23 protein-coding genes are annotated in these 21,043 nt (G+C 69.1%); 9 read left to right on the plus strand and 14 right to left on the minus strand.

Annotated elements, in window-relative coordinates; genetic code table 11:
- Positions 1 to 14 precede the first annotated feature (14 nt).
- Complete coding sequence (locus tag H7F38_RS16655; protein WP_187090880.1) at positions 15 to 308, minus strand: putative quinol monooxygenase; 294 nt, start codon at positions 306 to 308, stop codon at positions 15 to 17.
- A gap of 36 nt (positions 309 to 344) precedes the next feature.
- Positions 345 to 1,604 carry a M18 family aminopeptidase gene (locus tag H7F38_RS16660; protein WP_187090881.1) on the minus strand — a complete coding sequence of 420 codons (1,260 nt, stop codon included), beginning with the start codon at positions 1,602 to 1,604 and terminating at the stop codon, positions 345 to 347.
- Positions 1,605 to 1,815: 211 nt separating this feature from the next.
- Here H7F38_RS16660 and H7F38_RS16665 point away from each other — a divergent pair, with 211 nt between their 5' ends.
- The 5 genes from H7F38_RS16665 to H7F38_RS16685 all read left to right on the plus strand — a co-directional run bounded on the left by H7F38_RS16665 (position 1,816) and on the right by H7F38_RS16685 (position 5,662).
- The gene (locus tag H7F38_RS16665) at positions 1,816 to 2,421 is read left to right on the plus strand and encodes a DUF5666 domain-containing protein (protein WP_187090882.1); all 606 of its coding nucleotides are present in this window, start codon (positions 1,816 to 1,818) and stop codon (positions 2,419 to 2,421) included.
- A gap of 73 nt (positions 2,422 to 2,494) precedes the next feature.
- The gene (locus H7F38_RS16670) at positions 2,495 to 3,922 is read left to right on the plus strand and encodes a M1 family metallopeptidase (RefSeq protein ID WP_187090883.1); all 1,428 of its coding nucleotides are present in this window, start codon (positions 2,495 to 2,497) and stop codon (positions 3,920 to 3,922) included.
- A 130-nt stretch (positions 3,923 to 4,052) separates the two neighbouring features.
- Complete coding sequence (locus H7F38_RS16675; protein ID WP_370531380.1) at positions 4,053 to 4,397, plus strand: YchJ family protein; 345 nt, start codon at positions 4,053 to 4,055, stop codon at positions 4,395 to 4,397.
- Positions 4,398 to 4,491: 94 nt separating this feature from the next.
- Positions 4,492 to 5,124 (plus strand): hypothetical protein, encoded by a 633-nt coding sequence (locus H7F38_RS16680; RefSeq protein WP_187090885.1) that lies wholly within the window; start codon positions 4,492 to 4,494, stop codon positions 5,122 to 5,124.
- Positions 5,125 to 5,173: 49 nt separating this feature from the next.
- Positions 5,174 to 5,662: a 2'-5' RNA ligase family protein gene (locus tag H7F38_RS16685; RefSeq protein WP_187090886.1), complete on the plus strand. Its 489-nt coding sequence runs from the start codon at positions 5,174 to 5,176 to the stop codon at positions 5,660 to 5,662.
- Between the two features lie 56 nt (positions 5,663 to 5,718).
- Here the strand turns inward: H7F38_RS16685 and H7F38_RS16690 are convergent, their stop codons facing one another.
- Positions 5,719 to 5,997, minus strand: a complete 279-nt coding sequence (locus tag H7F38_RS16690; protein WP_187090887.1) for a hypothetical protein — start codon at positions 5,995 to 5,997, stop codon at positions 5,719 to 5,721.
- Between the two features lie 84 nt (positions 5,998 to 6,081).
- On the minus strand, positions 6,082 to 6,930 hold the full coding sequence (locus tag H7F38_RS16695) for a pentapeptide repeat-containing protein (RefSeq protein WP_187090888.1): 849 nt from the start codon (positions 6,928 to 6,930) through the stop codon (positions 6,082 to 6,084).
- Between the two features lie 175 nt (positions 6,931 to 7,105).
- On the opposite strand from H7F38_RS16695, the gene H7F38_RS16700 reads away from it, so the two are divergent.
- Positions 7,106 to 9,436 carry an ATP-binding domain-containing protein gene (locus tag H7F38_RS16700; RefSeq protein ID WP_255498026.1) on the plus strand — a complete coding sequence of 777 codons (2,331 nt, stop codon included), beginning with the start codon at positions 7,106 to 7,108 and terminating at the stop codon, positions 9,434 to 9,436.
- A 120-nt stretch (positions 9,437 to 9,556) separates the two neighbouring features.
- Here the strand turns inward: H7F38_RS16700 and H7F38_RS16705 are convergent, their stop codons facing one another.
- The 3 genes from H7F38_RS16705 to H7F38_RS16715 all read right to left on the minus strand — a co-directional run bounded on the left by H7F38_RS16705 (position 9,557) and on the right by H7F38_RS16715 (position 12,866).
- Positions 9,557 to 10,330 (minus strand): DUF2127 domain-containing protein, encoded by a 774-nt coding sequence (locus H7F38_RS16705; RefSeq protein ID WP_370531260.1) that lies wholly within the window; start codon positions 10,328 to 10,330, stop codon positions 9,557 to 9,559.
- A gap of 39 nt (positions 10,331 to 10,369) precedes the next feature.
- On the minus strand, positions 10,370 to 11,128 hold the full coding sequence (locus H7F38_RS16710; RefSeq protein WP_187090890.1) for a DUF998 domain-containing protein: 759 nt from the start codon (positions 11,126 to 11,128) through the stop codon (positions 10,370 to 10,372).
- Positions 11,129 to 11,276: 148 nt separating this feature from the next.
- Positions 11,277 to 12,866: a nucleobase:cation symporter-2 family protein gene (locus H7F38_RS16715; RefSeq protein WP_187090891.1), complete on the minus strand. Its 1,590-nt coding sequence runs from the start codon at positions 12,864 to 12,866 to the stop codon at positions 11,277 to 11,279.
- 211 nt (positions 12,867 to 13,077) lie between these two features.
- Here H7F38_RS16715 and H7F38_RS16720 point away from each other — a divergent pair, with 211 nt between their 5' ends.
- Positions 13,078 to 13,872 carry a thymidylate synthase gene (locus H7F38_RS16720; protein ID WP_187090892.1) on the plus strand — a complete coding sequence of 265 codons (795 nt, stop codon included), beginning with the start codon at positions 13,078 to 13,080 and terminating at the stop codon, positions 13,870 to 13,872.
- Positions 13,869 to 14,723: an ACT domain-containing protein gene (locus tag H7F38_RS16725; RefSeq protein WP_187090893.1), complete on the plus strand. Its 855-nt coding sequence runs from the start codon at positions 13,869 to 13,871 to the stop codon at positions 14,721 to 14,723. The genes H7F38_RS16720 and H7F38_RS16725 overlap by 4 nt, the downstream gene beginning before the upstream one ends.
- A gap of 140 nt (positions 14,724 to 14,863) precedes the next feature.
- Here H7F38_RS16725 and H7F38_RS16730 read toward each other — a convergent pair whose 3' ends face one another.
- The 5 genes from H7F38_RS16730 to rimO all read right to left on the minus strand — a co-directional run bounded on the left by H7F38_RS16730 (position 14,864) and on the right by rimO (position 19,579).
- A complete protein-coding gene (locus tag H7F38_RS16730; protein ID WP_187090894.1) occupies positions 14,864 to 16,066 on the minus strand; it encodes a M20 family metallopeptidase in 1,203 nt (400 codons plus the stop codon).
- A gap of 170 nt (positions 16,067 to 16,236) precedes the next feature.
- A complete protein-coding gene (locus H7F38_RS16735; RefSeq protein WP_187090895.1) occupies positions 16,237 to 16,611 on the minus strand; it encodes a helix-turn-helix domain-containing protein in 375 nt (124 codons plus the stop codon).
- Between the two features lie 300 nt (positions 16,612 to 16,911).
- Positions 16,912 to 17,460 carry a CinA family protein gene (locus H7F38_RS16740; RefSeq protein ID WP_370531381.1) on the minus strand — a complete coding sequence of 183 codons (549 nt, stop codon included), beginning with the start codon at positions 17,458 to 17,460 and terminating at the stop codon, positions 16,912 to 16,914.
- A 12-nt stretch (positions 17,461 to 17,472) separates the two neighbouring features.
- The gene (pgsA, locus tag H7F38_RS16745; RefSeq protein ID WP_187090896.1) at positions 17,473 to 18,063 is read right to left on the minus strand and encodes a CDP-diacylglycerol--glycerol-3-phosphate 3-phosphatidyltransferase; all 591 of its coding nucleotides are present in this window, start codon (positions 18,061 to 18,063) and stop codon (positions 17,473 to 17,475) included.
- Positions 18,064 to 18,076: 13 nt separating this feature from the next.
- On the minus strand, positions 18,077 to 19,579 hold the full coding sequence (rimO, locus tag H7F38_RS16750; RefSeq protein ID WP_370531382.1) for a 30S ribosomal protein S12 methylthiotransferase RimO: 1,503 nt from the start codon (positions 19,577 to 19,579) through the stop codon (positions 18,077 to 18,079).
- A 219-nt stretch (positions 19,580 to 19,798) separates the two neighbouring features.
- Here rimO and H7F38_RS16755 point away from each other — a divergent pair, with 219 nt between their 5' ends.
- Positions 19,799 to 20,368 (plus strand): amino-acid N-acetyltransferase, encoded by a 570-nt coding sequence (locus tag H7F38_RS16755; protein WP_187090898.1) that lies wholly within the window; start codon positions 19,799 to 19,801, stop codon positions 20,366 to 20,368.
- On the opposite strand, the gene H7F38_RS16760 is transcribed toward H7F38_RS16755, so the two are convergent.
- Together H7F38_RS16760 and secG are read right to left on the minus strand one after the other, a co-directional pair.
- Complete coding sequence (locus H7F38_RS16760) at positions 20,365 to 20,706, minus strand: RNA polymerase-binding protein RbpA (protein ID WP_187090899.1); 342 nt, start codon at positions 20,704 to 20,706, stop codon at positions 20,365 to 20,367. The genes H7F38_RS16755 and H7F38_RS16760 overlap by 4 nt on opposite strands.
- A gap of 46 nt (positions 20,707 to 20,752) precedes the next feature.
- Positions 20,753 to 20,989 (minus strand): preprotein translocase subunit SecG, encoded by a 237-nt coding sequence (secG, locus tag H7F38_RS16765; protein WP_187090900.1) that lies wholly within the window; start codon positions 20,987 to 20,989, stop codon positions 20,753 to 20,755.
- Positions 20,990 to 21,043: the final 54 nt, after the last annotated feature.

Consider the following 21,043-nt stretch of genomic DNA (forward strand, 5'->3'; position numbering starts at 1 on the left):
CCGGCGCGCAGAGCTCAGATCGAGGCGTCCAGGGTGAGGACGGTGAGTACCGGGGCCCCGGTCAGGACCGACCCGAGCTCGGTGGCTCCGTCGCCGGCGCGCCAGGCACGGTAGGCCGCGTCGGCCTCGGCGGAGACCCACGACTCCTTCACGATGACGTGGGCCGGGTCTGCGTTGTCGACCAGCACGTCGACCGCCTCGCAGCCGGCGAAGGCCCTGGTGTCGACGAGGATTTCGGCGAGCAGCCGGTGGGCTGCATCGAGCGAATCCGGCTTGAGGCGGAGTTCCAGCAGAGCGGTCACGGACATTTGCGCAGCCTATCGTCCGACGGCGCTTCGCGTGGGTCAGGCCGGGTCGGTGAGAAATGCGGTGGCAGCGGCGGCGAGATGGCCGGGATCCCGGACGCCGCAGAGTTCGCGGGCGGAATGCATCGACAGCACTGGGATACCGACGTCGACGGTCCTGATGCCGAGCCGGGTGGCGATCAGCGGGCCAACGGTCGATCCGCACGGCATGGTGTTCTTCCCGACGAACACCTGGCTGGGCACGTCGGCGGTACGGCAGGCCCGATGCCAGGCGGCCGCGCCCGGCGCATCGGTGGCGTACCGCTGGTTCGCGTTGACCTTCAGGGTGGGGCCGCCGTTGGGCAACGCCTGGTGGGTCGGGTCGTAGCGTTCCGGGTAGTTCGGATGCGCGGCGTGCGTGACGTCGACCGACAGGCATCGTGAGCGGGCGAAAGCCGGGCCGCGAGCGTCGAATCCGCCGGCCAGGAAGGTCAGCAGATTCTCCAGCAGCGGCCCGGAGGCGCCGGTCGCCGATCCGCTTCCGATCTCCTCGTGGTCGAACCCGACGAAGACCGGGATGACGTGCGGTTCGCTCGCGGCCGCGGCCAGCAGGGCGGTCAGACCGGCAAGCACCGAGGCGAGGTTGTCCAGCCGGGGTGCGGCCAGCAGCTCCTCGTTCCGGCCGAGCCGCGCGGGGGGTGTGAGGTCGTGGACCACCAGATCATGGGCGGCGATCTCGCCGGCGTCGACGCCGACCTCCCCGGCGAGGAACGACATCAGTTCGCCCTCGGTGGGGTCACCGAGGCCCCACACGGGCAGCAGATGTTGTTGGGCGTCGAGGGTCAGCCCCTGGTTCACCTGGCGGTCCAGATGGATCGCCAGTTGCGGCACCCGCAGCAACGGACGGCGCACGTCGACCAGGACCGTGCTCCCGTCGTACATCGCCAACCGTCCGGCCAGCCCCAGGTCCCGATCCAGCCAGGAGTTCCAGAGCGCCCCGCCGTACACCTCCACGGCCACCTGACGCCATCCCGCCCGGCCGACGTCAGGGCGGGGCTTGACCTTCAAGGTCGGCGAATCGGTATGGGCGGCGAAAACCCGTATGGCTGTACCGGGGCCGGTATCGGGTGGACAGAACCACGCGAGCACCGTCCCGTCGCGCACCAGGAACCGGCCGCCTGCGCCCGGAAGCCATGCGCCCGCATCACTCTGCTGCGAGAAGCCGGCAGCACGCAGCCGTCGGGCCGCCCGGTCCACCGCGTGGTACGGGCTCGGTGAGGCAGAGATGAAGTCGGCGAGGTCCTGCGCGGGATCGTTCATCGAGTCCATCATGGCCGACGGCAGGCCGGCCCCGTCGTGGTGGTCCCCCGTGGCCGCTCATCGGACCGGGATTCTCCTGGCGACCTGGCGACCTGGCGACCTGGCGACCTGGCGACGCGACGACCCGACTACCCGGTGGGCCCGGAACTTCTGAACCTGATCTTGACGAAGACCGGACACGACCTTGAAGGACCAGTGCGAAGTTGGGGTCATGACCATCCCGACCCCGTCGTACCCCACGCCGTCTCCGCACCTCCCGCCGGAGCGACCGTCGTTCCTCCGGCGGAACCGGTCGGTGCTGCTGATCGGCGTCGTGGTGGTCCTGGCCGGCCTCGGTGCCGGCGCCGCACTGGCCGCCGGCCGCAGTGGTGGCAGTGCGTCCGGCGCTCCGTCGAGCGTGGTGGGTGCGTCGTCGACGACTCCCGGTTCCGCCGCGGCAGGGGCACCGGTCAGCGCCTCGTCCTCTGCTGCGCCGAGGTCGGGATCGGCCGCCGGTACCGGGAAGCCGGTGAAGACCAGGGGCGTCCGCGGGGTCATCGTCAGCGAATCCGGGAGTACGTGGACGGTCCGGACGGCGAAGGGCAGGTCCGTCACGGTCACCATCACGGCCTCGACCCGGTTCGGCACGAAGAAGATACCTGCCACCGCCGCGCAGTTCCGGGTCGGTCAGCAGGTCGCCGTCCTCGGTAGCACCGGTGCCACCGGAGTGGTGGCGACCCGGGTCACCGCGCCGCAGACGGCCGCGATCGGGACCGCCGCTCCCACCACCGGGTCGACCGAATCCACGCCGCCGCCGACGACGACGCCCACCGCCTGAGCCGGTACACCGTCGGCCCCGGCTTCTGCCCGCCCGCCCCGGCCCTGTCGTTGGGTCTTGTTATGGTCGCGCTATGAGGAAGCTGAGAGATCGTCTGATCCTGGTCGTCGCGTTCGCCGGAGCCGCCACCCTCGCCGCGCCCGCGGCCGCCGGCGCCCTCCAACCCGCCGTCCACCATCCCGGCGGCGCGTCCGTCCACGCCACCCCGGGGGCAGCGGGAGCCGGGGACCCGTACTTCCCGCTCTCGGGCAACGGCGGCTTCGACATCTCTCACTACGGCCTGGACATCGCTTACGTGCCGGCCACCGGGAAGCTCACCGGCCACGCCGTCATCTCCGCGACCGCGACCCAGAATCTGTCCCGCTTCGATCTCGACCTCTCGGGTCTGACGGTGACTTCCGTTGCGGTGCAGGGTGAGCGGGCCAAGTTCACCCGCACCGGACAGGAATTGGTGATCACACCGAGCGACTACCTGCCGCGCGGTCACCGCTTCACGGTGGACGTCCGCTACAGCGGTGTCCCGCGCTACGTGCAGGATCCGGACGGCTCCGCCGACGGGTGGATCCGGACCGACAACGGCGCCTTCGTCGCCAGCGAGCCGCAGGGCGCGATGACGTGGTTCCCGGCGAACTCGCAGCCGATCGACAAGTCGTCCTTCGACGTCACCATCGCGGTCCCGAAGGGGTACCAGGCGGTCGGTAACGGTCAGTTGATCTCGCAACGGTCGACAGCGTCCACCACCACGACGCATTGGCAGCAGCGGCAGCCGATGGCTGCGTATCTGGCGACCGCCTCCATCGGCAAGTTCCAGATCAGCTCCTACCGTGCCGACGGCATGCCCGTCTACGTGGCCGTCGACCCCCGCGAGGCCAAGGCCTCGGCGCCGGTACTGGCCAAGCTCCCGGAGATCCTGGCCTGGGAGGAGAAGGTCTTCGGCCGCTATCCGTTCTCCTCGACCGGCGCGATCGTGATGCACGCGCCCTTCGTCGGCTACGCCCTCGAGACCCAGTCGCGACCGTTGTTCGACCGGGCACCCGACGAGTCGACCCTGGTCCACGAGTTGGCCCACCAGTGGTTCGGCGACTCGGTCAGCGTGACCCGCTGGAAGGACATCTGGCTCAACGAGGGCTTCGCCACCTACACAGAATGGCTGTGGGCCGAACACAACGGCACCCAGACCGCCCAGCAGAGTTTCGACCAGCTGTACGCATCCCCGGGTTCGTCCGACCTCTGGTCCCGCCCGGTCGCCGATCCGGGTTCGGGTGAATTCATCTTCAGTACCCCGTCGTACTCACGGGGGGCGATGGTGCTCCAGAAGCTGCGGACGGCCGTGGGTGATCGGACCTTCTTCCGGATCCTGAAGACGTGGGCCTCCGAGCATCGCAACGGTCACGGGACGACCGCCCAGTTCACCGGGCTGGCCACCGAGATGTCGCACCAGAACCTGACGGCGCTGTTCCACACCTGGCTCTACACCGCCGGGAAGCCGGCGCACGCCTGAGATGTCCTACCGGGCCGACCGGGCGGGACGGGCCGGACGGGCCGACCGGGTGGACGATGGGCCGGTGACCACCGCGCCCACCGCGTTCACCGTGCCCACCGTGCCCACCACCTGTCCCTGTCAGAGTGGGATGCCGTACCAGGATTGCTGCCGACCGTTTCATCTCGGTGAAGGCACCGCGCCGACGGCCGAACGCCTCATGCGCTCCCGCTACTGCGGCTTCGCGCTCCAGGACGAGGCGTACCTGCTCAAGACGTGGCATCCCTCGACGCGCCCGCTCTCAGTCGCCCTCGATCGCGGGATGCGCTGGCACCAGCTGCAGATCCTCGGCCGCACGGGTGGCGGACTGCTCGATCGCAGTGGAACGGTGGAGTTCCTGGCGGCCTATCGAAGAGCCGGTGTCGCCGGCGAACATCACGAGAACAGCCGCTTCGTCCGCGAAAGGGGATGCTGGCTCTACGTCGGCCTCGCCTGAGCCCCGCGTAGCCGTTACCCAGACGTTACGGGGGCTGGGTTCACTCGGTTCAGTCGAAGCCGCAGCCAGTGGCCGAAGAGGAACGGAGCCCCGAATGAGGCACCCCCGACGTCCCGTCCGCAGTGCGGCCGTGTTCGGCATCGTCGCCTCCGGCGCGATCCTGCTGGGCGCCTGCAGTTCCGGCACGCCGATAGCCACCGCCGCCGCGACGACCTCGACCGCCGCCGCGACGACGTCCACCCCCGTGGCTACCGGGCCTGCCGGGTCCGTGGCATCCGCACCGGGCGGAACGGGCGCCACGGGCGCAACGGGCGTGCCGGGCGGAACGAGCGCGCCACCGGGATCGGCGACGCGCGGCGGCAAGTGCACCGACCTGACGGCGGCTGCGGCCACCGCCGCGGTGGGCAAGCCGACCACCGTGGCGATCGAGAGCTCCGACGCCACCAGCTCCACATGCGACATCACCATCGCGGGCGACGTCTACCCCGTCCAGATCTCGGTCGTGACCGCGGTGGACGCGGCGCACCTGGCCGAGGAGAAGTCGAACGCAGCGGATGTCAAAGAGCTCACCGGAGTGGGTGACCAGGCCTTCACCGATGCGCTCGGGGTGGAGGCGCTGACGGGCACGGTCGAAATCAAGGTGACCGGACCGGGCGACGCGTTGAAGAACAACGACTACTCGGTGTCGACGGCGCTCGCGAAGGCGATGATCGCCGCCCTGAAGTGATCCGGATGCATCGGGCCGGAAGTCACCCCGGGAGCCCTATGGTCCAGTGGTGCTGCGTCTCGTCGTCGTCCTACCGCTGCTGCCCCTCCGGCACGGTGACGCCTTCACCCTGGCCACGTGGACGTTGCACCTCACGCTCGTTCCCACCTTCGTGGTCGACCTCGACCTGGACGCCGTCGTGGCGGTCATCCAACCCGCGCTCGCCAGGCAGTCCGCGTTGCTGGTGACTGTCGGCGGGGACGAGGGATTCGGCCGGGCGCAACGGATTCCGGTCAGCCTGATCGAGGATTCCAGCGAACTGATCCCGCTGCACCACGTCCTGCTCGACGGGCTGACCGCAGCGGGGGCCGCCTTCGACGACCCGGACTTCACCGGTGGCGGCTATCGGCCGCACATCACCATGACCAGGACTGCACGCGCGCATCCGGGCGAACTGCTGCGATTGGGACAGGCCACCGTCGTCGACATGGAACCGATCGGACCCACACGGCTGCGCCGGGTCGCCTGGGCCGCCCCGCTCGCAGTCGCAGGCTCCTAGTTCTGTCGTCGATCAGTTCTGCCGATCAGTTCTGCCGTCGATCGCGCCGGCCGGCCTCATTCGGCCCGGTCGGCCGCCTCCGCGGCGGCGGCCCGGCCACGAGCGTTCCGGTTGGCATCGATGTCGTTCTCGATTCGGTCCAGGACGACGCGCAGGCGATCCTTGTCTGCGGTGGAAGACAGCTCGCTGGTCAGCGCGTCGCCGATCTCGGACTGCGTCGAGAGCAGGATCTCGTGGTCCTCGTCGAAGCGGGAGACGCTGGTAGCGGTCGGGTCACGGCCCTCGACCACGCCCAGCATGGTGTCGATGGTGTCCAGGTCCGGAAGGCCGCTCATGTCATCCTCGTCCCCGCCCGTGGTCGTCGGGCGTTCCCGCTGATCCTCGCACCGTGGCATCCGGCCCTCACCGGCGGCGGTCCGTCACCCGGCCGTCCAGTGCGCAGGCCGACTGAGGGCGGGCGGAAAGCGCGTCGCAGCATCACCTTTCGCCGAATTCAGCTGGAACTGCGTAAGAAAGATGCTGTCCGACAGGTCGGCGCCCCTCAGGTCGGCGCCACGGAGGTCCGCCCCGATCAGGTCGGCGGAGCGCAGGTCCGCACCACGCAGGTCGGCGCCGATCAGGTAGGCCCCCCGCAGGTCCGCGCCGCGCAGGTCGGCGCCGCGCAGCCGTGCCCCGATCAGATCCGCCCCGCGGCGATCCTTCTGCTGCCGGCCGTATTCGGCGCGGACGACCCGGCTGACCTGGAGCAGCACGACGTCCACCTGCCGGCGATGATGGGCGACGTCGAGGGCCAGCAGCTCCTGGGGTGGCAGCCGGGTCAGCTTCCGGGTCGCGTCGGCCACCTGCACGATGGACTCCCGGACCGACTCGTCGTCGGTCGACGCAGCGGCCCCCTGCAGGTACCAGAGCAGCTCGTGGAGCTGCCGCACGACGGGGAAGACCTCGAACATCTTTGCCGCCCGGTCGGAGGCGGCCCGCCAGTCCCGGCCGGCGTAGGTGACCTGGGAGACCTGTTGCCCCGCACCGAAACAGTCGTAGGTCGTGCACCCGGAGAACCCAGACGCACGCAGCCCGGAATGGATTCCGCACCGGAAGTCGCTCCGGAGGTTGACACAGGGTTCACCGGCCCTCTTGTCGAACGCGAAGTCGGCTGACGCGGCGAAGGGGAGCGCCACGCAGCAGAGGCCGAAGCATCTGGAACAGTCGGCGCGCAATTCAGGTCCGGTCACGCGATCAAGCCAATCAGATGGCGTGCCGGCCCGGGACATCAGCCTCGAGCCCGGTGTCCGCCACGACCGGGGACACCAGGAGCATTGCCCGGCGATTGGCGGCGAGGACCGTGCAGGTGCGAAGGTAGTCGGCGGCCCTACGGGGGGTCGACGGCCATCGGCCGACTCGAGCAGGCTGCCGTCAGGGCGGCCGACGGTGCAGAGGCGAGGTGCGTTGTCCGGGACCGAAGGCGCTGATCTGCCGGCCGAACAGGAATTCATCAGCGTGCTCTACCGGCGTCTGGACGCGATGCGCGAGGAGACCGTGCGGCTCCGCGACACCTACCTGCGGGACAGCGACGGAACACCGGGCGGCCGGGTGCAGCGCGACATCGCCTACGCCGGGCATGCGCAGACGCTCATCGACCTCACGGTCGCCGAGGACAAGTTGTGCTTCGGCCGGCTGGACACCACCGACGGCGATTTCATGCACATCGGACGGATGGGCATCTTCTCCGAGGGCGATGTGCGCGAGCAGCTGCTGATGGACTGGCGGGCGCCCTCGGCACGGCCGTTCTACGTGGCCACCGCCGCCGCTCCCCTCGGGGTCCGCCGCCGTCGCCACCTGCGGGTCCGTCGCCGGCAGGTCGAGTCCCTCTCGGACGAATACCTGGATCTGACCGGTCTGTCCCCCGACGACCCGGCTCTGGCCGCGGTCAGTGGAGCCGGGTTGACCGGGGAGGCGGCCCTGCTGGCCGCGCTCAACGCCCCGCGGACCGGCCGGATGGGCGACATCGTCGAGACCATCCAGGCCGAGCAGGACCGGATCATCCGCGCCGAGCGGTCCGGGATCCTCGTCGTGCAGGGCGGTCCCGGTACCGGGAAGACCGCAGTCGCCCTGCACCGTACCGCCTACCTGCTGTACACCCACCGGAAGCAGCTGGCCAACCGCGGGGTGCTGGTGATCGGCCCGAACCGCACGTTCCTCAACTACATCGGTCAGGTGCTGCCCTCGCTGGGCGAGAACGCGGTGGTGCTCTCGACCGTCGGCGACCTCTTTCCCGGCGTCAGGGCCCAACGGGTCGAGACGCCAGCGGCGGCAGTCCTCAAGGGCCGGCTGAACATGGCGAAGGTGATCGCCAACGCCGTGCTCGACCGGCAGCGGATGCCGCTCACGACCATCACCGTCGCCTACGACGGCGGCGTGCTGCGCCTGGACAAGCAGCTGCTGTCCCGGGCGCAGGAGCGTGCCTGGCAGTCGCGTCTGCCGCACAACCGGGCACGGAACATATTCTTGCGCAGCGTCTTCGACCAACTGGCCCGTCAGGTGGCACGCCGCCAGCGCGAGGGTCTCGGCTCGGCCGTCCCGTTCACGTCGGAGGACTTCGACGAGATCCGCCGCGAGCTGCGGGCCGACGAGGACGTGCAGGGTGTGCTGGCCGGCATCTGGCCGGGGCTGACCGCGCAGACCGTCCTACGGGACCTGCTGTCCTCGCCGCGGAGGTTGCAGGTCGCGGCGCCGTTCCTCAGCGACACCGAGCGCGACCTGCTGTCGACGGCGCGGGCGCAACCGTTCTCGCAGTCGGACGTACCGCTGCTGGACGAGGTGGCCGAACTACTGGGCCAGGACGACCGACTGACGCTGGCGGCGGCGGCGGCGGACCGGGAGCAGCGTCAGGAGTACGCGCAGAGCGTGTTGGACATGCTCGGTGACGGCGGCGAACCCGGCGACGACGGCGCCGGGCCCGGCGATCAGTCCCTGCTGGGCATGGTCAGCGCGGCTGATCTCGTCGAACTGCAGGACGACCGGGTGTCGCTGACGTCCACCGCGGAACGTGCCGGGGCCGACCGGGAGTGGACCTACGGCCACGTGGTGGTGGACGAGGCCCAGGAGCTGTCGCCGATGGCCTGGCGGATGGTGATGCGCCGGTGTCCGGTGAGGTCGATGACGCTGGTCGGTGACCTCGCGCAGACCGGGGACGCAGCCGGCGCATCCTCCTGGGGCAGCGTGCTCCGGCCCTACGTGGGCCGCGACTGGCGGTTCGAGGAGCTGACGGTGAACTACCGGACCCCGGCCGAGATCACCGTCGTCGCCGACCGGGTGCTGGCGAGCATCGACCCGAAACTGACCGCACCGACCTCGGTCCGCTCGACCGGCGTCGACCCCTGGTGGCTGGCCGTTCCGGCGGCCGGGTTGATCGACCGGATCGCCGAGATGGCCGTCCAGGATCTGGCCGCGGCCGGCGAGCAGCACCTGGCGATCCTGGTGCCCGACGCGCTGTTCGACCAGGTGCTGGCCAAGGTGGTGGCCGACGTTCCCGGCGCCGGTTCCGGTACCGACGTCGACAACCCGGTGGTGGTCCTGACGGTTCGGGAGGCCAAGGGCCTGGAGTTCGACTCGGTGATCCTGGTCGAGCCCGATCAGGTCGTCGCGCAGTCGCCCAGGGGCAGCAACGATCTCTACGTGGCGATCACCAGGGCCACCCAGCGACTCGGGGTGATCTACAGCGGCCCGCGCCCGGCCTTCGCCGACCCGGCGCCCGAGGCGGATTCCGGGCTCTGGTAGCCGTCAACACTCATCGACCGGAATGAGATCCGCAGTTTTCCGGTCCCGGGATGCGGATCTCATTCCGGTCGATGGGATCCCGGCCCGGGGATGGGCCCGTGGCCAACTGCAGCCAGCTCGTCAGGCCGCGCCGGCCGTCTCGGTCACGGCTGCGCGCTCCACCGTCAGCAGGCTCTCGGCGTGGTGCTCGGCGTGATAGGCCGCAGCCCCGCCGCGCACCCCGAAAAGCCGTTTGCTCCAGACCAGCCACACCACGGCCGCCAGGTTGACGAGGAAGAGCAGCACGCGCAGGACGGTGATCTTCTCCGTCAGGTCGTAGATCTCCAGCGGTAGGAAGATGCTGGTCGCGACCACCGCGAAGTACTCGCCCCAGCGCTTCATCAGCCAGAGCCCGGTGCCTTCGACGAACTGCAGCACGGCGTAGGCGATCAGTCCGATCGCAATCCAGACCAGCGTCTTCTCCGACAGCGAGAAGACGCTGTCGATCCCCCTGACGATCCTGGAACTGTCGATGTTCCAGCCGATCTGGTCCGCCAACGGCCGCAGCAGCGGCAGGTCGCTGTTGAACGAGGTCTGCAGGTCGCCCCGGGACTTGCGGAACACGAACACCAGGATGGCCAGCCCCAGCAGGCCGAGTCCGCGGATCACCCGCTCGGCGGCCAGCAGTCGCATGATCCTGCGGTCCCGCAGCAGCGGGCCGCGGGGGACCTCGGGGGCGTCGTCGGCGGGGCCACTGCCCTTGGGTGGCCCGACCACGTAGGCGGCGCAGCGCAGACACCGCCACGCCTCCCCCGCGGGGGTCTCGGCCCGCAGTCGCTCCCGCAGTTCGGGTTCGTCGGGAGCGAAGGTTTCGTGGCCGTGCCGGCCGCAGACGTTCAGATTCCAATCCACCACCGGAACAGTAGTTGGCGACGGCGGGACGGCGGGGGTGAATCAGCCGGAGACGTCAGGTGCGGGGTCCAGGACGGCGGGCGACTCGCTGTGGTGCACGACCCACAGTCCGAGCACGACCATGACGGCCATCTCGGTCAACGACAGCGCCCGCTCGACGAGACCGACCGCCCGCCAGGCCTGGATGGGCGTCACCGCGGAGAGCACGGTCTGCACGGTGAGCACGGCGAACCAACCGCCGGCCATCATGGAGAGCCGGATCGCCGAGCGGGGCCACCGCCCGGTCGGCGTCCGGTGCCGCCAGCAGATCAGGCAGGTGCCGATCGGCAGGCTGAAGAAGGCGATCAGGGTCCAGGTCCAGTGCACCCGCCCGGCCACCGAGGGGTCGAGCCCTGGATGCTTGGGGAAGACGACGAGTCCGACCAGGCCGATGCACCAGAGCAGCGTCATCATGCTTCCCCAGGAACGCAACGGGACCATCTCGCGCACCACCATGGCCCCGAGGATCAGCGCTGACGCCAGGGCCAGCACGACAACCCCCCAGTCGAAGATCCAGCCGTTGCTCAGCAGTTCGTACTCGCTGATCGTCCGGGAGAGCGGATCGAGCGAGCGGCTGGGCTCCACCACGTGCAGGACGCCGATGGCCGCCGTCGAGATCATCACACCGGCGATGCCGAGCATCGCCAGTCGGCGGGCGAGCAGGATGTCCCCGCCCGGCGCATGGGCCTCGTCGTCGAGCAGATCGATCGCCAGCTCATCGGCGATGCGGGCCTCCCGGTCACGGGTGGACTCTGCCGTCATCGGTTCGGACCTCCTCGCTGGCCGCTGCGGTTCGGACCACCGTAGCCGGTGGGTACCCGGTCCGGCCGGTGAAACGACACCGCGCCCCCGGCACATGCCGGCGGCGCGGTGTGCGGGACGGGGACGCCGTGGCGGGCGGCGGGCGGGTCTACGTCACGTCGGCTTCCCGTGACCGGGCCACCACACCGGGTTCCTTCTGCCAGTTCTCGGGATATCCGTCGGAGACGTTGACCCCGTCGTTGGGGATGCCCGGGGCGTAGGCGCCTTCGTGCACCGCGGTCTCCAGGGCCTCCGGCTCTCCCTGTCCGCCCCAGTGGTTGAACAGCAGGTTCAGGATGAAGACGACGATGACGGTCGAGGTGATGGCCGAGCCGAAGATCGTCTGGAACCACTCCGGGAACTTCGAGTAGAACGTGGTGAAAAGCGCCGGCGCCATCCCGACCGACAGGGACACCGCGACGATCAGCAGGTTGTGGTTGTCCTTGAAGGAGACCTTCGACAGCGTCTGGATGCCGACGACGGTCACCATCGCGAACATGACGGTGGCCGCGCCGCCGATCACCTGCTGCGGGAGCGCCGCGATCACGGCGCCCATCTTCGGGATCACCCCGAGGACGACCAGGAACACACCGCACAGAGCGACCACCCAACGGCTCCGGACCTTGGTGATGCCCAGCAGGCCGACGTTCTCGGCGTAGGCGGTGTCGGGGAACGAGTTCATGAAACCAGCCAGGATGAACGAGAACCCGTCGGCGGCCAGACCGGCCGCCAGCCGCTTCGGTGGCAGGTCGGACTCGGTCATCTCGGCGACCGCGACCGTGTCGGCGGTCGACTCGGTGTAGGTGACCAGGACCACGATGCACATCGACACGATCGCGGAGAAGTGGAACTGCGGTGCACCGAAGTGGAACGGAGCCGCCACACCGAACCAGCTGGCCGGACCGACGGAGCTGAAGTTCAGCAGGTGCATCGGCCAGGCCACCAGCACGCCGACCACGAGCACCGCCAGTTGCCCGGCGAATCCCGGCGCGAACCGGCTGATCAGGACGATCACCAGGATGACCAGCATCGCCAGGCCGATGAACGAGGGCTTGGCGTAGTCCGGGTTGGCCGTGATGATGTCGAACGTTCCGGGCGCGCTGCCGGCACTGACGCTCGCGCCGGCCGGGAGGGTCGTCGGGTAGGCGGTGACCACCGACGTCAGGGTGGAACTGCCAGTGATCAGGTTGATGTCGACACCGATCAGCGACAGGCCGATGATCGCGATCACGGTGCCGGAGACCAGCGGCGGGAAGAACCGGATCATCATCGAGAACGGGCGCGCGATGAGCAGCCCGAAGACACCGGCCACCAGCAGCGACCCGTAGACCGTCGCAAGGCCGCCCGCATAGGCACCGCCGTTGGCGAAGGCGATCGTGAGCATCGGGGACAGCACTGTGAAGGTCGCGCCCGCGATGATGGGCAGGCGGCTGCCGACGAACCTGAGCTTGTAGAGGCCGGCCGCCTGCAGCATGGTGCAGATGCCGGAGACCAGCAGGTCCATGTTGACCAGGATGCCGATGTCCATGGGGCTCAACCCCAATGCGTTGCCGACGATGAACGGCACGGCGACGGCGCCGGCGTACATGATGAACAGGTGCTGCAGGGCGAGCACGACCAACTTGGGGGTGGGCGGCACCTGGTCGACGGGGTGGACCGGCGGTTCCGTCTCGACGGGGCGATCGGCGAGTTGGGTCATGTGCTGCCTCTCTCTGGGCCTGCATCGGACAGGTGAAATCTAGGGCCGTCACGTTTCGTCCCAGTTGCCGCTATTGATGGCCTTGTTGCCATTCCCTGCCGGGGGACGGGATTGGTCCACCTTCTGTGACCGCGGTGTTACCGCGAGGTGTGTGTCGCCGTCCCGGGCAGCCGCCGGTGTGGTGACGGTGGGTCCCAGTAGGCTTTGGCGCATGCAGCAGTACTTGGATCTGATGGATCGAATCCTGACCACCGGCGTCGACAAGCAGGATCGGACCGGCACCGGTACGCGGAGCATCTTCGGTCATCAGATGCGGTTCGACCTCGCCGCGGGTTTCCCCCTGCTGACCACCAAGAAGGTGCACTTCAAATCGGTGGCGATCGAGCTGCTGTGGTTCCTGCGGGGCTCCACCAACGTGCGGTGGCTGCAGGAGCGCGGCGTCAGCATCTGGGACGAGTGGGCCGACGCCGAGGGCGAGCTCGGCCCCGTCTACGGCCATCAGTGGAGGTCGTGGCCGGCGCCGGACGGACGCCGGTTCGACCAGATCGCGGGGGTGGTGGAGTCCCTGCGGACCAACCCGGATTCTCGGCGGCACATCGTCTCCGCCTGGAACGTGGCCGAGGTCGGCGACATGGCACTTCCCCCCTGCCACACCATGTTCCAGTTCTACGTGGCGGACGGACGGCTCTCCTGCCAGCTCTACCAACGCTCGGCGGACGTCTTCCTGGGCGTCCCGTTTAACATCGCCTCCTATGCCCTGCTGACCGAGATGGTGGCCAAGGTCGTCGGCCTGCAGCCCGGCGACTTCGTCCACACCCTGGGTGACGCGCACCTGTACCGCAACCACTTCGACCAGGCCCGGCTGCAGCTGACCAGGACGCCGCGGCCCCTGCCGAGGATCGCGCTCGCCGACGGGATCACCGATCTGGACGCCTACGAATACGCCGACATCACCATCGACGCCTACGACCCCTACCCGGGCATCAAGGCCCCGATCGCGGTATGAGCGTCGTCCTCATCGCATCGGTGGCCGAGAACGGCGTGATCGGCGCCGACGGCGACCTCGCGTGGCGCAACTCCGAGGATCTACGGAGGTTCAAGTCGTTGACCACCGGTCATCCCATCGTGATGGGACGGCGGACCTTCGACTCCATCGGCCGCGCGCTGCCCGGTCGTCGCACCATCGTGGTGACCAGGTCTTCGAGCTGGACCGCGGACGGGGTCGAGGTGGCCCACTCGGTGCCGGATGCCCTGGCGCTGGCTGCCGGGGGCGAGACGTTCGTCATCGGCGGCGGTGAGATCTACGCCGAGACCATCGATCTCGCCGACCGGCTGGAGATCACCCACATCGAGCAGGCCCTGCCGGGTGATACCCGTTTCCCGGCCATCGCACCGGCCGACTGGGAACGCATCCGGGTGCAGCACCGCGACGGTTTCTCCTTCGTCAGCTACCGGAGGCGACCGCGACCCGTAGCCGACCTGTCCGAGCTGCTCCGCTTGCTGGAGCCGGAGTTGCACAGCGGTGAATACCTGTACTGCTCGGTCGAGGAGGTCCCGTCGGGGATCGTTCCCGTGGTGATGATCGCCGAGACGGAGGGCATCACCCTGGTGATTCCCCGCGAACAGGCCGAGCAGTTGGGGCTACCGGGGATCTTTCCCTGCGCCTGGATCACCCTGAGGGTCCCATCGGCCCTCGACGCCGTCGGGCTGACCGCAGCGGTCTCCACCGCGCTCACCCGGGACGGCATCTCCTGCAACATCTCTGCCGGGTATCACCACGACCATCTCTTCGTGCCCGTCGATCGGGCCCGCGACACGATGGCGGTACTCGCGGCGCTGTCCCACACCAGGGCCTGAGCGGCGCGTCGGAGAGTGGCCGGCGTCGAAAGGTGTCCCGCGCGTCCGGATAAGTCAACCCCGACAACAGGTTCCGGCGCCCAGGCGGGTTCGACCCAGGTCCGGACGCCCCGGCCGTTACCGGGCCTGACGGCGTTGGCTCAGCCGCGGGCCAGGCGGCGGACCGCCAGCTCGGCCAGCAGCGCGGCCGCGTCGGGCAGGACCGAGTCGTCGAACGCGGCCAGCGGTGAATGGTTGGTCGGGGCGGTCGTGACGTCGTCGTGCGTCGAGGCTCCGAGGAACACGTAGGCGCCGGGCACCTCCTGCAGCACGCGTGAGAAGTCCTCCGAGCCGGACATCGGATCGGGCATCTCGTCGAACCGGTCGGCTCCGAACAGATCCGTGATCGTCAAGGCGGCGAAGGCGAATTCCGCCTCGTCGTTCACCGTGACCGGATACTCACCGGTGAAGGCGACCTCGGCAGACAGCCCGTGCGCCTCGGCGATGCCGGCACACAACCTGACCGCCTTCTCGGCGACCGCTCTGGCGGCCGCGGCGCTGAAGCTGCGGACCGTGGCGTCGAAGACGGCGTCGTCCGGGACGATGTTCCGCTTGGTCCCGGAATGGAAGGATCCGACGGTGATCACCACCGGATCGAAGATGTCGAACTGTCGGGTGACCATCGTCTGCAGCGCGGTGACGATCTCACAGGCGACCGGAATGGGGTCGCGGCCCCGCTGAGGCATCGAGCCGTGGGTGCCGGCCCCGATCACCCGGACCTCCAGCCCGGCGGAAGCGGCCATCAGGGTGCCCGGCCGGGCGGCAAACCCACCGGTCGGAAACGTGGAGGAGAAGACGTGCAGTCCGTAGGCGGCATCGGGCCGTCGACCGGCGGCCGTCAACACCCCCTCCTCGAGCATCCGACCCGCGCCGTCGTGGCCCTCCTCGCCGGGCTGGAACATGAAGAGCACATCGCCGGCGAGCTCCTCGCGATGCGCGGTCAGTAACTCGACCGCCCCGAGCAATCCGGCCATGTGCAGGTCGTGACCGCAGGCATGCATCGCGTCGGCGTGCGCGGAACCCGGTGCCGGCGCGAATGTCTCACCCGATTTCTCGACGACCGGCAGCGCGTCCATGTCCGCGCGCAACAGCACCAGCGGACCAGGGCGTGCGCCTCTGAGCACCGCAGTGATCGAACTCAGGCCCAGCCCGGTAGTGATCTCGAGTCCGCGGCCCTCGAGTTGTTCCAACAGCACGGCCTGGGTGACGGGGAGATGGAGCCCCACCTCCGGCACCGCGTGCAGGCGACGGCGGACAGAGGTGAGGCGTTCGGCCAAGGCAGCGGACTCGAGCAGAAGATCCATGCCTCAGACCCTAAACGGCGAAGTGCACCCCGCTGAAACCGCCCAGTACCCCGGGTGACATCCGAAACCGGATCATCACCGAGGAAGGGAGAGGGCAGCTCGGCACCAGCTCTGGACTCCGAGCACAGGGTGAAGACCCCGTCGGAGTGTCGTCCACCAGAACCGCTGACTCAGGCGACCGAGGCCGTTCGCCCGGCCCCGTAGGGCAGCACGATGCGCAGACTCGTCTCCATCGCGGAGCGATGATCGCCGCCGCTGCCCAGTCCCGGCTTCGAGGAATTCTCGATGACACGGTTCTTGGCCGCTGCGATGCGCGAGTCGGAGCGCAGGTTCCGGCTCACGGTGTCGAGTACGTCCGACATCTGCAGTTCGAGAGCGTCACAGATGGAGGCCAATAATTCGCTGGATGCCTCTTTGCGACCTCGTTCGACCTCGGAGAGGTAACCCAGCGACACGTTCGCCGCTGTGGACACGTCCCTGAGGGTCCGGTTCTGACTGGTTCTCGCATCGCGAAGGGTTTCCCCCAGTGCGTCACGAAGCAACATGTCGCACCTCCTCCCACTTGATCGTTGTTCTCCACCACTCCGGCGGACGCCGCCACCGGCGCTGCCGGATGGACGCCGCCGCAGGGGCAATTGCCACCTCAGCGACGCGTCCGGTTCCACGGCTCGCATCCCTGTGGTCAGTTCAAAGTACTCCGCGTCACCGACAACACCGATGACGATTGCCTTCTACTCTCCTGAAAACGTGCAGCGGCCGGTAAATGTTCCGTGCGCATCAGGTTGCCGACTCGTTTCCCCGCAGGTCAGGCGATCGACCGAGGGAAGGCTGTGCATCTTGCCGTGCTACCGCAGGTCACGCCCGACGACGACGGACAGCAGTGCGACGGCCGCCCGGACCGCCGCGTGGCGGATGGCAGGTCGGGTGTCGGCGGCGGCCCGGTCGCCCCGGGGCAACTGGGTGGTCAGCCGCTCGACGTAGTCGCCGCCGGGCGCCGAGCCGGCGAGGGCCACGTACCAGGTGCCGACGGCGACTCCGTGCTGCGGGTCGGGCCCGGCCACCCCGGTCAGACCCAGCCCGAGGGCGGCCCCGCATGCGGAACGGACGCCCCGGGCGAGAGCGAGCGCGACGTCGGGATCGACCGGGCCACGTGCGTCGAGCAGGGCGGAATCGACGCCCGCGAGGGAGTGCTTGAGGTCTGTGGCGTAGACCACCAGTCCCCCGCGGACGACTGCGGACGCTCCGGGCACCTCGGTGAGCAACGCGGTCAGGAGTCCGCCCGTCAACGACTCCGCGCAGGCCACCGTGGCGTGGACCCCGGCCAGATCGGCGATCAGCTGGGAGAGGTCGGCAGGATCAAGGCCCACGACGGCGGCCAGCGGAGCCGACCGGATCGACACCGTGGGCTACCGGGAGGTCTCGGTCGACTGATTGCGGGGCTTGGAAACCAGCGCCGCGGCCCGCGCCAGGTAGTCGACACCCGTCACCACCGTGAGGATGACGGCGGCCACCATGAAGCTGACCCCGATCCAGTGCAGGCCCGGGGGCAGCGGCAGCACGTACAGGCCGATGGCCAGGATCTGCACGAGCGTCTTGGCCTTGCCCCCCGGGCTGGCGGCGATCACGCCGTAGCGCAGCACCGCGAACCGCAGGAGGGTGATGCCGATCTCCCGGACGAGGATGACGATGGTCACCCACCAGACCAGGTCGTCGAGCATCGACAGCCCGATCAGGGCCGACCCGGTGAGCGCCTTGTCCGCCATCGGATCGGCGATCTTGCCGAAGTCCGTGACCTGGCCGCGTTTGCGGGCGATGTGGCCGTCGAACCGGTCGGTGATGGCCGCAGCAGCGAAGATCGCCCAGGCCAACCATCGGAAGGAGACCTGGTGGCCGCCGCCGGCGAACAGGGCGAGGAGGAACACAGGAACCAGGATCAGCCGCAGCACGGTCAACGCATTGGGCAGGTTCACCAACGACACCCGCGGCTGTTCGGTCATGTTCGATCCGCGCTCATGTTCGAGCCTGGCTGCGCAGTCCGCCGGCCGGCGCCGGCCGCGGCGCGACCTCGATCAGTTCGGCGATCAGGTCGATGCCGTCGGTCCCGACCACCGTGGCGCGGACCACGTCCCCGAGCAGGACGCCCTCGGCCCCGATCAGGGTGGTGCTCCCGTCGACCTCCGGAGCCTGGTGTTCCCCGCGGCCCACGACGCCGTCGCTCAGGTCGTCGACGAGCACCGATACCTCGGTGCCGATGCGATCCTCGGCCCGCTGCGAGGTGAGCTCCTCCACCAGGGAGGTGATCCGCTCGACGCGTTCGTCGATCTCGTCCTGATCGATCTTGTTCGGCAGGTCGAGTGCCGCGGTGCCGTCCTCGTCGGAGTAGCCGAACACGCCGACGGCGTCCATCCGGGCACCGAGGAGGAACTCGGTGAGCTCGGCCAGTTCGGCGGCCGTCTCGCCGGGAAAGCCGACGATGACGTTCGACCGGATCCCGGCCTCCGGCGCCGCCGCCCTGATCTGGGCCGTCAGACCCAGGAACGAGTCCTTCGATCCGAACCGCTTCATCCGGCGCAGCACCGTTTCCGATGCGTGCTGGAAGGACATGTCGTAGTAGTCGGCCACACCGGCAAGGTGGGCGATCGCGGTCACCAGGCTGGGTTTGGTCTCGGCGGGCTGCAGGTAGGAGAGCCGGACACGGACGATCCCTGGTACCTGCGCCAACTCGGCCAGCATGGCCTCGAGCGCCCGCTCCCCCGGCAGGTCCTTGCCGTAGGAGGTGGAGTTCTCGCTGACCAGGACGATCTCGCGAACGCCCTGACCGGCCAGCCAATTGGCCTCGGCCACGATCTCCCCGACCGGCCGAGACACGAACGACCCGCGGAAGGCCGGTATCGCGCAGAACGTACAGCGGCGGTCGCAGCCCGAGGCGATCTTCAGCGGCGCCACCGGCCCGGCGTGCAGCAACTTGCGGACGAGCACCGGACCACTGGCCGGACCGTCGGTATCGCCGCTACGGGTGCTGTGACCGGGCACCGACACGCGGCCCGCCGCGGCCGGCCGGGAGGTGGGCGAGATCGGGAGGAGCGTCCGGCGGTCGACCGGCACGTGGGACACCGGGCGATGACCGTCCAGTACGTCGCCGAGCAGATCCGCGAGATCAGGGTAGGAGTCGAAACCCAGCACGGCATCCGCCTCGGGCAGCGCCTGCGCCAGCTCCTTGCCGTACCGCTCGGCCAGGCAGCCCACGGCCACCACTTTCGCACCGGTGTCGGCAGCGGCCAGCACGGTGTCGATCGAGTCCTTCTTGGCACTGGCCACGAACGCGCAGGTGTTCACGACGATGACGTCGGCCGGCGCGCCGTCCTCGACCAGCTCGTATCCACCGCCGGCCAGACGTCCGGCGATCTCCGACGAGTCGACCTCGTTCCGGGCGCAGCCGAGGGTGATCAGCGAGACCCGCGAGCCCGGGCGTGGAGTCTGCGGACCGGCCTGCGATTCCGGCGTCGGCGAGATGGCCGGCGTGGCGGACAGCACGCCGACCGGGGAGAGCGCGGTAGACACAGGGAGCACCGCATCAGAGTAGTCGCCACCCGGGTGCCGCCATGTCCACTCGTCGCACGGCCACTCGTCGCACGGCCCCTCGTCGCACCCGCCACCCGTCATCTCGCCGCCGACCCCACCGGCGGCGCGGTCGTACTGCCGCCGGGGGTCGATTGGTTAAGCTACGGACTCGTGAGATCAGTCGAGACCCCGCCGGACCGCCCCGGTACCGGACCAGCCCTACCGGCCGCGGCACCGGCGGATCCCGCCCGGATCGTCGTGCACCGGGCCAGGGCGGGCGACGTCAGGCGGATCAAGGAACTGGTGGATTTCTACGCCGGTGCCATCCTGTTGGAGAAGACCCTGGCGAACCTGTTCGAGGACGTCACCGAGTTCTGGGTGGCGGAGACGGACGGGACGGTGATGGCCTGCGGCGCCCTGCACGTGCTCTGGGAAGACCTGGGCGAGATCCGCACGGTGGCCACCGATCCGGGTTCCAGAGCACGGGGCATCGGGCGCGCGGTGTGCGAGGCGATCATCCAGGAGGCCCGCCGGATGGGCCTGACGCGGCTGTTCGTGCTGACCTTCGAGACGTCGTTCTTCTCCGGCCTCGGGTTCGAACCCGTCGAGGAACTCGATCTGACCCCTGAGTCCTTCGCCGAGCTGCGCAAGTCCTACGACGCAGGGGTGGCGGAGTTCCTGGATCTCCCCCACGTCAAGCCGAACACGTTGGGCAACACCAGGATGCTGAAACACCTCTAGGTCGGGGTTCGTTTGCTGTTGATCTTCGCCAGCGCCTCCGCCAGCAGGGCCTCCCCGTCGGCGTCGCTGCGCCGTTCCTTCACGTAGGCCAGGTGCGATTTGTAGGGTTCGTTCCGGGGAGCCGCCGGCGGCGCCTGCTGGTCGAGACCGGCCGGGAGACCACAGCTCGGGCAGTCCCAGGTGGTGGGGAGCTCCGCATCGATCGCGAACGACAGTCTGGTGGCATGGCCGTTGGCGCAGAAGAATTCCAGGCGATGACGGGCGACCGTGTCCCCCCGGTGCGACTCGCCTATCGGACCGGCGCCCACCCTGGACCCACGGATCGGATTTCCTGCCATTTCCGCCTCTTTCGTCAGTGCGGACAGATCTGCGACTTGCTCGTGGTCAGGCGCCGACCTTGATCAGCAGCCCGACGCCGACGATCGAGACGATCCAGATCGCGGTGACGAACAGCGTCAGGCGATCGAGGTTCTTCTCGACAACGGAGGAACCGGAGAGCGAGCTCTGCATGCTGCCACCGAACAGGGAGGACAGGCCGCCACCCTTGCCGCGGTGCAGCAGGATGAGCGCCATCAGCGCCAGGCTGGTGATGATCAGAAGGATGTCCAGAAACGTTCTCATGGCTGCCTAGCGTGCTCGATGAATCCGGATGGTGGACGACGATGGTGGATGCCG

The organism is Nakamurella sp. PAMC28650 (assembly GCF_014303395.1).
Classification (GTDB): Bacteria; Actinomycetota; Actinomycetes; order Mycobacteriales; family Nakamurellaceae; genus Nakamurella.

Bases quoted from the DNA above. Each gene is read 5' to 3' on its own strand.
- H7F38_RS16675 (WP_370531380.1), top strand. From the start codon at position 4,053: ATGCCGTACCAGGATTGCTGCCGACCGTTTCATCTCGGTGAAGGCACC.
- pgsA (WP_187090896.1), bottom strand. From the start codon at position 18,063: ATGACCGAACAGCCGCGGGTGTCGTTGGTGAACCTGCCCAATGCGTTG.
- H7F38_RS16715 (WP_187090891.1), bottom strand. From the start codon at position 12,866: ATGACCCAACTCGCCGATCGCCCCGTCGAGACGGAACCGCCGGTCCAC.
- H7F38_RS16680 (WP_187090885.1), top strand. From the start codon at position 4,492: ATGAGGCACCCCCGACGTCCCGTCCGCAGTGCGGCCGTGTTCGGCATC.
- H7F38_RS16690 (WP_187090887.1), bottom strand. From the start codon at position 5,997: ATGAGCGGCCTTCCGGACCTGGACACCATCGACACCATGCTGGGCGTG.
- H7F38_RS16655 (WP_187090880.1), bottom strand. From the start codon at position 308: ATGTCCGTGACCGCTCTGCTGGAACTCCGCCTCAAGCCGGATTCGCTC.
- H7F38_RS16735 (WP_187090895.1), bottom strand. From the start codon at position 16,611: ATGTTGCTTCGTGACGCACTGGGGGAAACCCTTCGCGATGCGAGAACC.
- secG (WP_187090900.1), bottom strand. From the start codon at position 20,989: ATGAGAACGTTTCTGGACATCCTTCTGATCATCACCAGCCTGGCGCTG.
- H7F38_RS16760 (WP_187090899.1), bottom strand. From the start codon at position 20,706: ATGGCAGGAAATCCGATCCGTGGGTCCAGGGTGGGCGCCGGTCCGATA.
- H7F38_RS16730 (WP_187090894.1), bottom strand. From the start codon at position 16,066: ATGGATCTTCTGCTCGAGTCCGCTGCCTTGGCCGAACGCCTCACCTCT.
- H7F38_RS16720 (WP_187090892.1), top strand. From the start codon at position 13,078: ATGCAGCAGTACTTGGATCTGATGGATCGAATCCTGACCACCGGCGTC.
- H7F38_RS16695 (WP_187090888.1), bottom strand. From the start codon at position 6,930: ATGTCCCGGGCCGGCACGCCATCTGATTGGCTTGATCGCGTGACCGGA.
- H7F38_RS16665 (WP_187090882.1), top strand. From the start codon at position 1,816: ATGACCATCCCGACCCCGTCGTACCCCACGCCGTCTCCGCACCTCCCG.
- H7F38_RS16660 (WP_187090881.1), bottom strand. From the start codon at position 1,604: ATGAACGATCCCGCGCAGGACCTCGCCGACTTCATCTCTGCCTCACCG.
- H7F38_RS16670 (WP_187090883.1), top strand. From the start codon at position 2,495: ATGAGGAAGCTGAGAGATCGTCTGATCCTGGTCGTCGCGTTCGCCGGA.
- H7F38_RS16710 (WP_187090890.1), bottom strand. From the start codon at position 11,128: ATGACGGCAGAGTCCACCCGTGACCGGGAGGCCCGCATCGCCGATGAG.
- H7F38_RS16725 (WP_187090893.1), top strand. From the start codon at position 13,869: ATGAGCGTCGTCCTCATCGCATCGGTGGCCGAGAACGGCGTGATCGGC.